Source organism: Streptococcus sp. 20925_1_77 (genome assembly GCF_041432125.1).
Lineage (GTDB): Bacteria > Bacillota > Bacilli > Lactobacillales > Streptococcaceae > Streptococcus.
This window is the reverse complement of record NZ_JAPVZB010000017.1, coordinates 14,089-30,537: the sequence shown is the minus strand read 5'-3', so window position 1 is coordinate 30,537 and position 16,449 is coordinate 14,089. Positions and strand designations below refer to the sequence as shown.

The window sequence follows — 16,449 nt, the reverse complement described above, 5'->3', positions numbered from 1 at the left end:
GATTTTTGCCGGTTCATTTTTCTAAAAAAAATTTTTTAACTTTATTTACAGAAATAAAAATAGAATAAACTGCAGAAATTCTTTTACTAATGGGCCTTACAGCTTATGCAAACGTTTCTCCTTGTTTTGTTTTTTATCACTAATTTGTACTATTTTTAAAATGCGGGGAAATTTTGTGTCAAACGTTTTTTGGTTTTTCATTTTTATGAATCAAAAACCCCTATTTAAGGCCATTTTCTAACACTTCCATGAAAATTTTCAAACAGACTTTCGTTCTTAAATTGACACTATCTAGTGAAATGTCGTATACTTATTGGCATCGATAGAACAATTTACTTTAAACTGTTCAACGAACTATACAAACAGTATGTGGGAGAAAAAATGAATCAACAAAAAAATAGTGTCTCTGAAAAAGGGCACGGCTATTTTCGCAAGCGCAACAAGGCATTAGTCTCTATGATTACCCTTTTTGGAGCCTTGATGTTAAGCTCTGTTGCCATGGCTGACGAGGTCAACACCAATCCGACTTCTGAGATCCCATCAACCGCTCAACCAGTAGCAACCAATAGCAGTACTCCTACCACTACTAGTGAGGAAGTTGCTACAACTGAAGTTGCATCTTCTTCATCGGAATCAACACCAACTGTAACTGCCACTCAATCGGTCAGTGCAGCTCCAGCAACTACTTATAATACTCCAAAAATCACCAACGACGTCACCTTTGATAAAGCGACTTATAAAAGTGGGGAAGACGTCCGCATCTCTATCAACAACCCTGAAGTGGTTTCATCTGATGTCACTGTCTCTCATTTAGATCAGGTCATTTATGAAAAGAAAAACGTTGAAGGTGGCGAACTGACAATTCCAAGTACTGTCTTTTCACCTAATGCTGGATTTATCGTAGATGTCCTTGGTAAGAAAGCAGATGGTTCCCAAGCCTTTCATAAGGCAGCGGGTCTTGCTGTTGAAGATGACTGGACGATCTACCCACGTTATGGGGTGGTTGCCGGCTCAAAAGACAATCACAACTCCATCACCAATGATCAGGTAGAAGGCTACAAGAATAGTATTGACCAATTGGCCAATATGCACATCAACAACTACTTCTTCTACGACGTTTACAATACGCCAGCTAACCCATTCCCAGCAAATGTTGAACGTTTCACTCAAGACTGGGCGACTTTCTTGATTCCAAATAGCGAAACAGATCCTGACAAGCGCAAATCCTACTTACCTGTCATCGATACAGAAGCCGTCAAAGAACTGGTGGCTCATGTCCATACAACTGGTGCCAAAGCCATGCTGTATAACATGATTTACGCGGTTTCCCTCGAAGAAGGGGTCCCAAATGAAGTAAAAAGTGCCATTGTTCGCAATCTACAAGACCATTTCAACTTTGGTAAAAAGGGTGATGTCACAGCGACCGATATCCAACAATTTCTCGATCCAGGTGATCCAAATTGGCAAAAATTTATCATTGAAGTCATGACCAAAGCCATGAAAGAAGGGAATTTTGATGGATGGCAAGGGGATACCATGGGATCTAACTGGGTGGAAAAAGTCAGTGAACCTGGAAAAGGCTTCTCTTTGAGCGAACACTATCCAGAACTAGCCGCAGCTGCAACAGAGGCCCTCAAAAAAGAAGGCTATGACTTCATGATCAACGATATCTCCACTGGAGATGCGGATCGCCTAGGTAAGACAAATGTCTCTGCTCCTTATGCAGAAGTTTGGGGAGATAGCATCGCCTATGACTCCACCTACCAAGCCTTGACTCGCCTCACCGAACGGATGCGTGATTTATACAAGGGGAAATCTCCCATCATCGCAGCCTATACCCATCGTGGTAAAAACGCATCAACCCTCAGCAAAGACAACGAATTGCTGACAGATGCTATTATCGCAGCGAGCGGTGGTTACCATATGACGACTGCAGCTCTCAATACTTCTCAAGATGCTAAAGGTTTTGGGGTGATCCAAGCAGAATGGTATCTCAATCAAAACCTACCAGTCAATGCTGACTTTGCCAATGCAGAATTCAACTACCAAGAATTCATCGTTGCTTATCAAGAACTTCTCCGCGGTCGCGACACCTTGTCACATGATACCCGTCGGATCGTAGACAATACCAATGTACTGGTGAACGGCAACTTCATCGGATCCAATCTGGATAATGCTGATGGGGTTCAACCTGGAACCGTTTATACCATTACAAAAGAAACCAAGACGGGTGATCGAATTGCTCACTTGATCAATTTGGTCGGCATCACTGAAAACAAATGGAACAGCGCTGTGAATACAACCGAAAAATTGACCAATATTCAAGCTTTTGTTCCACTCGGAAAAATCACAAAAGATCAGGCTGAACACGCCAGCATTTACTGGGCAACACCTGATGCTGTTGAAGGAAAATACAACATCAAGCTCCGGGAAACAAGCGCAAATGTTTATTATGACGGAGGGGCTGGCCAATGGATGGCTGCTATCGATGTTCCGAGTCTTGATGTATGGGATATGCTCTATGTCAAACTCAATGAAGCCGCTCATGTTCTTTATCAAGACGAAAATGGAGTTGAGCTCGAGCGTTCCAGTGATTTGGTTGGTCATACAGGTGAAAAGATCAACTACTCTACAAAAGAAACCATTGCCAACTATTTGAAGAAAGGCTATGAACTAGTAGAAAATGGCTTCGCTGCAGACGGACAACCAAACTTTGACCGCGACGCTACCAACACCAATGAAGATGGCGTTCAAGAGTTTATTGTCCGCTTGACACCAAAAATTGTAGCATTTTCAGAAGCACAGCCCATCCAAGCCGGTCAAGTTGTTCCAGGAGACAGCGAGGGTCGTGTCTATCCAACTCCTCTAGCTCCAGCTGGTCAAACAACGGCTGATCTGGATCATTTATCTGAAACAGTGACCCGTACAGTGACCTATGTAACAGAGGACAACGATGGATCTAACCGCCGGCCTGCAGGAATAGCTGATCAAACTGACAGCCTTCATTTCGCTCGCAAAGGAAGCATCAATTTGGTGACAGGCGAGACGAAGCTTGAAGACTGGACAGCTCAAGATGGCACGAGTTTTACAGCTCTTGAAAATCCCGTCAAAAAAGGCTATGTTGTCGTAGCAGAAGAATCGACTGATACCGTCTCTTCTGATCTGATAAAAGCAGGTCACCATACTGGCATTCACGCTGATGTAGCAGACATCACAGATACGGTCATCTATCGACCAGTCGGTGCCTATAGGATCAGCTATGCCACTGGTAAAGAACCAACCAATGCTCAAAAAGAGATCACTTATCTCAATGATGCTACTAATCCAACTGCCATCGCATCTCCTACCGCTATCCTTCCTTACGTGGAGGGATTAGAGCCAAAAGATGCTAATGGACAAGTCTTGAACTTTGTCGATCCTCTCGACGAGACCAAAGGCTATCTTCTTCCGAACCCTGAGTCTCCAACAGCTGATACTGCTATTTCCTATGCCATCTCCAAAGGCTCTGTCAGGGTACGATTCCTTACAGAGGGAGGCGACACTGATTTGCAAGAGGCGCAAGACCTCGCTACGGAAGCAGACTTCGGTACCAAATATACAAGTGAGGCCCCAACAGAAATCACAAAAGATGGTCGTATCTACCATCTAGTTGGACTCCGTGCGGATTCTGCGGATCCAAATGGCACCGTCACTAAAGGAATGAAAACCGTTATCTACAATTACAAGTTAGCTACGGGGACTGTCATCGCGCGATTTGTCATCCAAGATACGAGCACTGAATTACAACCAGAACTTGCGGTTGCAACGAATGTGGACAATGGAACTCATTACATCGCTAGCGCACCAGATGAGATCTCCTACGACGGCCACATCTACGAACGGATCGGTGCAGCTGAACAAACTGGGAATGTAGAAGTGGGAACAACGGTCTTAGTCTTTGCATACAAGGTCAAAGAAGTCCCTACTCCACAAACCTTCCCAGAAACAGGAAGTAAAGAAATCGTTCATCCTAGTACTTCTCATACACAACCAGCAGTAATAAAAGAAATCCCATCTACTTCTACAACAGAAGAGGATAAACCTCTTGAAACTACAAGCCAGACAGCGGATCTCCCCGAAGCTGTTCCTAACACCCCTCAAGAAGGAACTCACCTACCTGTAACAGGTGAAGAGACCTCACACCTAGCCTTACTTGGACTTGGTCTCTTAGCAGGCCTTACCAGTCTTGTCGCTTTCAAAAAGAAACATGATTAGTTAGATCCCAAACAAAAAGAAACTTCCTATGGAATTCTGTTCCAAGGAAGTTTTTTATATTTATACAACTTATTCAGAATCTATACTCCTTTTATGAAGGTAACTTACGACAATAAGGGTGTGAAGTTCTACCACCCCAAACCCTACTGTAATTCCAATTCAAAGTGGCTTCATTCCCCTTGTTGCCGGCAGTTTGAAAGATCAAATTACTTTACTAGTATACTGTTTTATCATCTGCAAGTCAATGAAAATTTTCTGAAACTAGTTACAGAATTTCTAAAAAATTTTACTATTTACCTGTATATTTTTTTATTTTCCATAACAAAGAGGCCCTGCTCTTTCGAGCAAAGCCTCTTCTTAGATCTAAAATTGTCGCCTCATCAACAAAGATGTCGATGTCTCCTCAATTTTAGTCTTCACGTTTCTTGCGTTTTGCAAGTCCAGCGAGTCCAACCATACCAAGTGCAGCACCTAACAATGCAGCTGATACTGATTGTTCTTCACCAGTGTTAGGAAGTCCTGGAGCTGGTGGAGTTGTTGGTGTCGGTGGTGTTGGAGGAGTCGTTGGTGGTGTTGTTGGTGGTGTTGGTGGCGTTGTTGGTGGTGTTGGTGGTGTATTAGGCGGTGTTGTTGGTGGTGTTGTTGGCGGAATAACAGTGTTGTTAAACTCTGTATCTTCTGGCAACTTAGTAGTAGCTACTAATACTTTACCTTCTTTATTCACCACGATACCAACGGTCGCAACCATCTTATCGTAAACAACGCTAGAATCTGTACCACGAATTTCTTCTACATGGTAGAGGTGAGTTCCTTCTTCACCACGTTTGAACTCAAGATTTGAGAAGGTAATCTTACCAGCCGCATCATTCTTCACAGTTTCGATCACATTGCCTTTTTCGTCTTTCAGAACGAAGCTGAATTCACCAGCTTTCAATGTGCGTCCTTCCAATTTCTTAGTGAATTGGAATTGAACCTTAACTGGAATGTTGACTACACGTTTTTCAGTTGGTTTTTCTGGTTTTTCTACAGTCTTCTTAGTTGGATCGTATTGGTGTACGATTTGTGAAGCTGTATTTTCGATATCCACACCCTCTTGAGCAGATTGTTTAATTTCTGCAGGGATTTCAAACTTGTAGTAACGTCCGAAGGCCAACTTAGTTGTGTCGATGACTTGTGTATTTTCTGCATCGCCAAGTGACTTAGTCAAGTCCGCTTTAGAAGTTGCAGTAATTACACCATTTTCAACCTTGATATCAAACTTAGCTGTCACATCTTCTCCTGTTACAGAGTCGTATGCTTTAATATCAGCTCCGTTGACAGTCAAGTTTGCACTGTCATATTTATCTGTTACACCTACAGATTGAATATTGTGTGCTTCAGTGAATTTAGTTGTATCCAACCATACTTGGTAGTATACTTTATCACCTTTCTTAAGTGTCTTCGTATTGATATTTTGAGCTTCGTTGTTGGCAGTACCGTCCACATATGGGTTCGCATTGGTGTCCGCAACTTTATGTTCCAGCTCGTTATCATCATCGAGAAGTTTCACACCTGTCAGATCGAATTTAGATTCGTTCAAGATGTATTTCTCTGGGTTGAATTCTGGAGTTTCTGGAGGTGTTACACGGTTGTTGAACTCTTTGTCTGCTGGATCTGTTACGTTAGTGATGAGAGCTTTCGCTGTTCCGTCATGTTTAACTTCTACAGTTACTACTGCTTTCATCGCATCGTAAGTGACAGTTCCGTCAGTACCCTTCACTTCTTCAACTGTGAACTTGTGTTCGCCTACTTGTTCTTTCTTGAATTCAAGTTTAGAGAACTTAACGTTACCAGATGCATCGTTCTTCACAGTTTCAAGAGTCTTACCATCTTTATCCTTAAGAACGAAGCTGAATTCGTTAGCTTTAAGCTCACGGCCTTCCAAACGTTTCGTGAAGTTGAATTCTACTTGCACTGGTACGCTGTTTACACGTTTTTCAGTTGGTTTGTTTGGTTTTTCAACAGTCTTGCTTACTGGGTTGTAGTAGTTGACTACTTGAGCCGCAGTATTTTCGATGTCTACTCCACCTTTAACATCCGCTTTAACAGTTGCTGGAATATCAAACTTGTAGTAACGTCCGAATTCGAATTTAGTTGTGTCAATGATTTGAGTGTTTTCTGCGTCGCCAAGTGACTTAGTGAAGCCATCTTTAAGGGTTGCAGTAATCACACCATTGTTCACAGCGATATCGAATTTAGCTGTTACATCCGCACCAGTCTTACCATCGTATGCTTTAATAGCTGAAGCTTCAACGTCGACTTTTGCCTCATCGTAGTCATCTGTGATTCCTACTGATTGGATATTGTCTTTGTTGTTTGCATCAAACTTAGTTGTGTCAAGCCATACTTGGTAAACCAATTTATCTTTTGGTTTAACAGTCTTAGTATTGATATTCGCTTTTTCGTTATTAGATGCATCGTCCGCATATGGGTTCGCATTGGTATCTGCGTACTTGTCTGCCAACTCTTTATCATCATCTAATAATGAAGTTCCAGTCAAATCAAATTCTTTTTCGTTTAGAACATATTTTTCTGGATTGAATTCTGGAGTTTCTGGAGGAGTTACACGGTTGTTAAATTCTTTATCCGCAATGTCGCCTACAGTTGCCACAAGAACTTTAGCAGTACCATCGTGTTTAACTGTGACTGTTACATTCGCTTTCATTGTGTCGTATGTAACGGTTGCGTCGCTTCCTTTAACTTCTTCTACTGTGTAGTTGTGTACGCCTTCTTGACCTTTCTTGAATTCCATAGCTGAGAATTTAACATTACCAGCCGCATCATTGCTTACAGTTTCAAGAGTCTTACCTTCTGAATCTTTAAGCACGAAGCTGAATTCGTTCGCTTTCAGTTCACGGCCTTCCAAGCGTTTAGTGAAGTTGAATTCTACTTCAACTGGAACGTTGTTTACACGTTTTTCAGTTGGTTTGCTTGGTTTTTCAACTTTCTTAGTTGTTGGGTTGTAGTAGTTTACAACTTGAGCCGCAGTATTTTCAATATCTACACCTCCAGGTACATCAGCTTTCACTGTTGTTGGGATGTCGAACTTGTAGTAACGTCCAAATGCGAATTTAGTTGTGTCGATAATTTGAGTGTTGTCCGCATCGCCAAGTGACTTAGTGAAGCCATCTTTAAGGGTTGCAGTAATCACACCATTGTTCACAGCGATATCGAATTTATCTGTTACTTCTGCGCCTGTTACTGAATCGTAAGCTTTGATCTTAGTAGAATCAAGTTCCAACTTAGTTTCATCGTAGTCATCTGAGATTCCTACTGATTGGATGTTGTCCTTGTTAGATGCGTCGAATTTAGTTGTATCCAACCATACTTGGTAAACCAACTTGTCGCCACGTTTCACAGTCTTGGTATTCAAGTTTTGTTTTTCGTTGTTTGATGCATCGTCCGCATATGGGTTCGCATTGGTATCTGCGTACTTGTCTGCCAACTCTTTATCATCATCAACGAGTTTGTCGCCTGTGATATCGAATTTCTCTTCAGAAACAACGTATTTCTCTGGTTGGAACTTAGGTTCTTCTGGAGGAGTCACACGGTTGTTAAATTCTTTATCCGCAATGTCGCCTACAGTCGCGATAAGAACTTTAGCTGTTCCATCGTGTTTCACTGTAACTGTTACATTCGCTTTCATTGTGTCGTATGTAACGGTTGCGTCTGAGCCTTTAACTTCTTCTACAGTGTAGTTGTGTACACCTTCGTCACCCTTCTTGAATTCAAGAGCTTTGAACTTAACGTTACCTGAGGCATCGTTCTTCACAGTTTCAAGAGTCTTACCTTCCGAATCTTTAAGTACGAAGCTGAATTCGTTGGCTTTAAGCTCACGGCCTTCCAAGCGTTTAGTGAAGTTGAATTCCACTTCAACTGGAACGTTGTTTACACGTTTTTCAGTTGGTTTGCTTGGTTTTTCAACTTTCTTAGTAGTTGGGTTGTAGTAGTTTACTACTTGAGCCGCAGTGTTTTCAATATCCACACCACCAGGTACATCAGCTTTCACTGTTGTTGGGATGTCGAACTTGTAGTAGCGTCCAAATTCAAACTTAGTCGTATCAATGATTTGAGTATTTTCAGCATCGCCAAGTGACTTAGTGAAGCCATCTTTAAGGGTTGCAGTGATCACACCGTTGTTCACAGTGATATCGAATTTATCTGTTACTTCTGCGCCTGTTACTGAATCGTAAGCTTTGATCTTAGTAGAATCAAGTTCCAATTTAGCTTCATCGTAGTCATCTGAGATTCCTACTGATTGGATGTTGTCCTTGTTGTTTGCGTCAAACTTAGTTGTATCCAACCATACTTGGTAAACCAACTTGTCGCCACGTTTCACAGTCTTCGTATTGATATTTTCTGCTTCATTGTTGTCTGTTTTATCTACATATGGATCAGTATTTGTTTCACCATATTTATCAGTCAACTCGGCATCATCATCAAGAAGCTTGTTATCAGTGATAGAGAATTTCTCTGTATTCAAGACGTATTTCTCTGGTTGGAACTTAGGTTCTTCTGGAGGACGAACTGTGTTATTGAATTCTTTATCAGCTGGTTCTGTCACGTTTGTGATCAAGGCTTTCGCTGTACCATCATGACGAACTTCAACTGTTACAACAGCTTTCATTGTGTCATAAGTTACGGTTGCGTCAGTTCCTTTAACCTCTTCTACTGTGTACTTGTAAGTACCCTCTTGACCCTTCTTGTATTTAAGGGCAGTGACAGTTTCACCAGCTTTATTGGTGTAATCTACTGGAGCAAACTTGATCTTACCAGCTGCATCGTTGGTTGCAGTTGCAATCACAACATTGTCGCTGTCTTTCAACTCGAATGTGAATTCGCCAGCTTTCAGATCACGGCCTTCCAATTTCTTAGTGAAGTTGAATTCTACTGAGATTGGAACACTGTTAACACGTTTTTCAGTTGGTTTGTTTGGTTTTTCAACTGTCTTGCTTACTGGGTTGTAGTAGTTAACAACTTGTGCTGCCTTGTTTTCGATATCTGCACCAGCTACAACATCGTCTTTCACTGTTGCTGGGATATCAAATTTATAGTAGCGTCCAAATTCGAACTTAGTAGTATCAATGATTTGAGTATTTTCAGCGTCGCCAAGTGACTTCGTGAAGCCATCTTTCAGGTTCGCTGTCAGAACACCATTGTTATCAGAGATATCGAATTTCGTCGTAACGTCTGCACCAGTAACTGAATCATAAACCTTGATATCTGAAGCATTAACAGTCAATTTATCCTTGTCGTAGTTATCTGTGATTCCTACTGTTTGGATATTTTCTTTGTTAGTTGCTGAGAATTTAGTTGTATCCAACCATACTTGGTAGTAAAGTTTTTGACCACGTTCAACTGGTTTCGTGTTCAAGTTTTCATCTTCGTTGTTGGCAGTTGTATCGACATATGGATTTGTATTTGTTTCACCATATTTATCTGTCAATTCAGAATCGTCATCAACGAGCTTAGTACCTGTAATATCGAATTTCGCTTTAGAAACAACGTATTTCTCTGGTTGGAACTTAGGTTCTTCTGGAGGAGTTACCTTGTTGTTAAATTCTTTATCAGCAGGTTCTGTCACGTTTGTGATCAAGGCTTTGGCTGTACCGTCATGAGAAACAGTAACGGTTACAACTGCAGACATTTCATCATAAGTGACAGTTGAGTCTGTACCTTTCACCTCTGTTACAGTGTAAGTGTAAGTACCTTCTTGACCCTTCTGGTATTTAAGGGCAGTGACAGTTTTACCAGCTTTGTTTGTGTAATCAACTGGAGTGAACTTGAAGTTACCAGCTGCATCGTTGGTTGCAGTCGCAATTACAACATTGTCGCTGTCTTTCAACTCGAATGTGAATTCGTTAGCTTTAAGATCACGACCTTCCAATTTCTTAGTGAAGTTAAATTCCACTGAGATTGGAACATTGTTGACACGTTTTTCAGTTGGTTTTTCAGGTTTTTCAACTTTCTTAGTTGTTGGGTTGTAATAGTTTACAACTTGAGCCGCAGTATTTTCGATATCTGCACCAGCTACCACATCGTCTTTCACTGTTGTTGGGATATCAAATTTATAGTAACGTCCGAATTCGAATTTAGTTGTGTCGATGACTTGTGTGTTTTCTGCATCGCCAAGTGACTTCGTGAAGCCAGCTTTCAAGTTAGCAGTGATCACACCGTTGTTGACAGCGATGTCGAATTTATCAGTTACTTCTGCACCTGTTACAGAGTCGTAAGCTTTAATGTCAGCCGCATTAAGATTTAATTTAGCTTCATCATAGTTATCTGAGATACCAACTGTTTGGATGTTGTCCTTGTTAGCTGCATCAAATTTAGTTGTATCCAACCATACTTGGTAAACCAATTTAGAACCACGTTCAACAGTCTTGGTATTCAAGTTTTCTGCTTCGTTGTTTGATGCATCGTCCGCATATGGGTTCGCATTTGTATCTGCGTACTTGTCTGCCAACTCTCTATCATCGTCAACGAGCTTGTCACCAGTGATATCGTATTTTTCTTTAGAAACAACGTATTTCTCTGGTTGGAACTTAGGTTCTGTTGGAGGAGTTACACGGTTGTTGAACTCTTTATCAGCGATTTCGCCAAGCTTAGCCACTAAAACTTTAGCTGTACCTTTGTGTTCAACAGTGATAGCTACAGTTGCTTTCATTGTGTCGTATGTCACAGTAGCATCTGTTCCTGCAACTTCTTCAACAGTGTAGTTGTGAACGCCTTCTTCACCCTTCTTGAATGTAAGAGCTGAGAACTTCACATTACCATCTTTATCGTTGCTTACAGTTTCAACAACTTTACCTGTTGAATCTTTCAATACGAAGCTGAATTCGTTAGCTTTAAGCTCACGACCTTCCAAACGTTTAGTGAAGTTGAATTCCACTTCAACTGGAACGTTATTTACACGTTTTTCAGTTGGTTTGCTTGGTTTTTCAACAGTTTTGCTTACAGGGTTGTAGTAGTTGACTACTTGAGCTGCAGTATTTTCGATGTCTGATCCACCTGGTACATCAGCTTTAACTGTTGCTGGGATATCAAATTTGTAGTAACGTCCAAAGGCGAATTTAGTTGTGTCAATGATTTGAGTGTTTTCTGCATCGCCAAGTGACTTCGTGAAGCCAGCTTTAAGAGTTGCAGTCATCACACCATTTTCAACCTTGATGTCGAATTTGTTTGTTACATCGTCACCAGTTACTGAGTCATATGCTTTGATTGCTGAACCATCTACATCAACTTTTGTTTCATCGAAGTCATCAGTAATTCCTACTGATTGAACGTTTTCTTTGTTAGTTGCTGAGAATTTAGTTGTATCTAACCATACTTGATAGTAGAGTTTATCTCCGCGGTTAACAGTCTTCGTATTGATGTTTTCTGCTTCATTGTTGTTTGTTTTATCAACATATGGATCAGTATTTGTTTCACCATATTTATCAGTCAACTCAGCATCATCATCAAGAAGTTTGTTATCAGTGATTGAGTATTTAGCTGTATTCAATACATACTTCTCTGGTTGGAACTTAGGTTCTGTTGGAGGTGTTACGGTATTGTTGAACTCTTTGTCAGCTGGTTCAGTTACGTTAGCAACCAATGCTTTAGCTGTACCGTCGTGAGATACTGTTACAGTTACTTCTGCCTTCATTGTATCGTAAGTGACAGTTGCGTCTGTACCTTTCACCTCTGTTACAGAGTAAGTGTAAGTACCTTCTTGACCCTTCTTGTATTTAAGGGCAGTGACTTTTTCACCAGCTTTATTTGTGTACTCTACTGGAGAGAATTTAATCTTACCATCTGCATCGTTGGTTGCCGTTGCGATCACAACATTGTCGCTATCTTTCAACTCAAATGTAAATTCGCCAGCTGTTAGCGCACGACCTTCCAAACGTTTTGTGAAGTTGAACTCTGCAGTGATTGGTACACTGTTCACACGTTTTTGAGTTGGTTTTTCTGGAGTTTCAACAGATTTGCTTACTGGGTTGTAAACGTGAACGATTTGGTTGGCTTTGTTCTCGATGTCTACCCCACCTGCAACGTCTGCTTTAACAGTCGCTGGGATATCGAATTTATAGTAGCGACCAAATGCAAATTTAGTTGTGTCAATAACTTGAGTGTTATCAGCATCACCTAAAGATTTGTTCATAGAAGCTTTAGATGTCGCTGTAATGACTCCGTTAGCTACTGTAATATCAAATTTAGATGTTACATCAACTCCTGTTACGCTATCGTATGCTTTAATATCAGCAGCGTTAACAGTTAACTTATCTGCATCGTAAGTATCAGAGATACCAACAGATTGGATGTTGTTTTTGTCAGTGAAGTTTTTAGTATCTAACCATACTTGGTATACTAATTTATCTCCACGTTCAACAGTCTTCGTATTGATGTTTTCTGCTTCATTGTTGTTAGTTTGATCAGCATATGGATTAGCATTTGTTTCAGTGTATTCATCTTGTAATTCATTATCATCGTCCATTAATTTTGTACCTGTTAGGTCAAATTTTTCTTTGTTAAGAACGAATTTTTCTGGTTGGAATACAGGCGTTTCTGGAGGAGTGATTTTGTTGTTGAAGACTTTATCTTCCTTACCATCAGTTGATGCTCCGTTATCATCTACACCACCAGTTGATGATACGTTTGTTACAGTTGTAAGAGCATGACCATTCTTAGCAACTTCAACAGTGATGGTTGCCTTCATAGTGTCATACGTCATACCTACTTCTTTAGTTGCAGGGATCACTTCTTCTACTGTATAAGTATGAGTACCTACTTTAGTGTTGTCAAATGAAATTTCTGTAAAGGTTACAGTTCCATCTTTTTTGTTAGCTACCGTTTCAACTTCTTGTCCATTTGCATCTTTAAGAACGAATTTAAATTCGCCATCTTTAAGTTCACGTCCAGCTAATTTCTTACTGAAGTCAAACTTAGTCTTAACTGGTGCTACAACATAGTTGTTAAACTCAGTGTCTTCTGGCATTGTAACAGCTGCGCTCAAGAGACCTGTAGCTGCATTTTTGGTTACATTAACGGTTACGACTGCGTTCATTGAATCGTAGTCGATGTTTGTATCTGTTCCAGCTTTTTCACGCACAGTGTAAGTGTGTTCACCTACAGCGTTGTATTCAATCGCATCAAATGTGATAGATCCATCTGCTGCATTTTTCTTGGTTTGGATCACATTGCCATTTTCAAGCAATTCGAATGTGAAGGCATCCTTTGTAAGTTCTTTCCCTTCAAGACGTTTAGTGAACTTGAATTGAGCTTGAGTTGCAGCAGGTGTGAAGGTATTGTTGAACTCTGTATCTGCAGGAAGAGCATTTGTTGCTTTAAGAACGTGACCTTCTTTCGTAACAGTAATTGTTACTTCAGCTTTCATTGGGTCGTAAGTCATTCCTGCTTCAGAACCTTGGACTTCTTCTACAGTATACTTGTGAACACCTACTTGTGTATTGTCAAAAGTCAAATTATCAAAGGCTACAACACCTTGTTTAGTATTGGTCTTGGTTTGAAGAGTCTTACCATTTGCATCTTTCAATACAAATGTAAATTCGCCGTCTTTAAGTTCACGTCCAGCTAATTTCTTAGTGAAGTCGAATTTAGTCTTAACCGGTGCTACAACATAGTTGTTGAAGATCTTATCATCATCGCTTGATTTGAATCCACCTTCAGCACTGTATTTAACTCCAGCTTGCAAATTACCTTGAGCGTTCTCAGTTACAGTAACTGTCATTGTGACAGTCATTGCATCGTAGTCAACGTTTGTATCAGAACCCTTTTGTTCAGTTATTGTGTAAGTATATACACCTGTTTTGTTAAATGTTAACTTGCTGAATGTCGCTTTGCCGCCCTGGTTAGTAACAGTTTCTTCATGTTTATCAGGACTGCTGCTCTTTTCTGTTAATTTGAAAGTAAACTCACCATCAACAAGTACACGTCCTTCCAATTGTTTTTCAACTTCTGGAGTTACCTCAACTGGCTCTTGTTTTACATAGTAGTAAATTGGTTGTTTATATGGTGTTAACGAGTTTAATAAGTCAACGTTTGTACCGATACCTTCTACTCCACGTTCTAATTGTGAGTTAGCTGAACCGTGACCAATTCCATCTCCTAAGAATGGTACAAATACAGTTTTATATGGTGTATATCCAGAAGCTGTTTGGAAGTTAAATGGAACTTCTTTACCATTAGGATATTGTGTGACTGCTCCAGTTTTTGGATTAGTTTCTGTATGTGGAATAGTTGTAAGAGGTGATTTCTTAACAGCTAATTCTTGAGTATTAGCTTCACCTGGCTTAATTGGTTTAGTTTCTGCGATTAACATATAGCCATCAGTACTTAATGATCCATCAGAACGTTTACTTTGTTGTTTTGGATCTAGTAAGTAAACACGAATAACTACTGAACCGTCTTCGCCTACTACTTCTTTAATACGTTTAATACCATAACGGTCCGCATCCATGAATTTAGTTCCAACTTTGTAAGGACGACTTACATAACCCGATTTATCATTTGCATCAGCAGTTTGATAAAGTTTATATCCATCAAATTGACGTTCACCAGATGCTGTGAAGCTTTGTCCTTCTTCAGCTTTAAGAGTATATCTAGCTAAATCTACTTCATTACCATTTTCTTTATAATCTTGAACAGTTTTATCTGTTTTATTAGCGTTAAATGTTGGGTTATTTTTGTCAACTACTTTATAGTAAGTTGTTTTATTAATTGTTTCTGGTATTTTAGCGTTTGAATCAGTAATTGTACGACCGTTATAAGCTGGTTCAACAACGTTTAGAATATCTGTTGTAGTACGAGCGTTATAAACAGCAGTATAAAGTGCTTGTTCAGCTGGTGTAAGTTGGTGCCCAGCGGCTACTAAATCTGTTATACTTTTTCCAACTTCATAACCATTTTGAATAAATGGTTGAGCTGCTTTACCAGTTTCAGTAGTACCAGCTTTATAATCAACTTGGAAAGTTAATTGGCTATTAGATGCTGCTGTAGTAGTTGTGAATTTTTGAATTCCACTAGATGCAGTAACAGTTCTAGTTTCTAGTACATTACCAGTTGATTTATCAATTAAATCAACAGTTGTATCTGTAGATTCATCAAATCTCTTATAAGCACGAGCATAGTATTTTGTACCATAACGTTCATTGAATCTAGTTAAATCCCAGATAGCGTATGTGTACCAATCTCCTTCTTTTCTCGCGTACCCAGCTGGTACAGGTTGAGAGCTTACAGTTGCACCGTTAGCATCTTTAATTTCTGGAGTTACTTTTTCCCCATCTTTTAAGTAAGTACTTACCGCTACTGGGTTAGAGTTGTGGTCTCCAGATACAGCTTCGTCAGTAACAGCGCGACGACTACGACGACGGCTGCTTATTGCTAATGCTCCTGCATTTGTACGTTCTGCATTAGCATTTGCTACAGCCACAGCTGCATCTGCATCTGTACTTGCTGAACTTTCTGCTTGCGTACCAGTGATCGGAGCTGCTGAACTTACAGTAGCTGAAAAAGTAGTCGTTCCTGCTGGTGTAGCTGCTTCTTCTCTTGTAGCTGCTCTTTCTGAGCTTTCACCTGCTGCAGAAGGAGTTGCAGTAGGTTGAGCTGTGGTAGCCGCTGTTGTAGAAGCTGGTTTAGAGCTTGACTCTTTTTTCTTCTCTACAGGTTTGCTGGTTTCTGATGACGCTGTCGTTTTTGGAGCTTCTTCAGATTTTTTAGTTTCAGCTTTAGCTGGTTTTGCAGCTTCTTCAGCTTTCGCTTCCTTGTTTTCTGTAGCAGCTGGTGTTTCAGCTACTTCAGCTTTTTCAGTTGCTGGAGCTGGTGTTTCTGAAGTTGCAGCAGCAGTCCCAGAACGGTCAATTTTTGGAACTGATGCTCCTTCCCCGTATGCCTTAGAAGCAGCTGGTGCTTCTGATTGACTTGACTCTGTTGTAGCAGGTTGTGCTGCTTCTGAAGCTGCTGTTTCTGCAGTTCCAGAGGCTGCTGTTGCTTCATCCGCTGATGCAGATTGAGCTCCTGCAGCAAAGAGCGCTGTTCCTAAGAGAACAGAACAAACCCCAATGCTATATTTTCGTAAAGAAAAGCGTTGGCGTCTATTGAAAATATCCTTCATTTATAGGATCTCCTTTTTCATATTTCATGATTCCATGATAC

2 protein-coding genes are annotated in these 16,449 nt (G+C 40.5%); one reads left to right on the top strand and one right to left on the bottom strand.

The window, feature by feature from the left end:
- Positions 1-381: 381 nt before the first annotated feature.
- Complete coding sequence (locus O3626_RS08815; RefSeq protein WP_371496451.1) at positions 382-4,254, top strand: glycoside hydrolase family 66 protein; 3,873 nt, start codon at positions 382-384, stop codon at positions 4,252-4,254.
- Positions 4,255-4,663: 409 nt separating this feature from the next.
- On the opposite strand, the gene O3626_RS08810 is transcribed toward O3626_RS08815, so the two are convergent.
- Positions 4,664-16,408, bottom strand: coding sequence for an SspB-related isopeptide-forming adhesin (locus tag O3626_RS08810; RefSeq protein WP_371496449.1), 11,745 nt, complete (start codon positions 16,406-16,408; stop codon positions 4,664-4,666).
- Positions 16,409-16,449: the final 41 nt, after the last annotated feature.

Bases quoted from the DNA above. Each gene is read 5' to 3' on its own strand.
- O3626_RS08815 (WP_371496451.1), top strand. From the start codon at position 382: ATGAATCAACAAAAAAATAGTGTCTCTGAAAAAGGGCACGGCTATTTT.
- O3626_RS08810 (WP_371496449.1), bottom strand. From the start codon at position 16,408: ATGAAGGATATTTTCAATAGACGCCAACGCTTTTCTTTACGAAAATAT.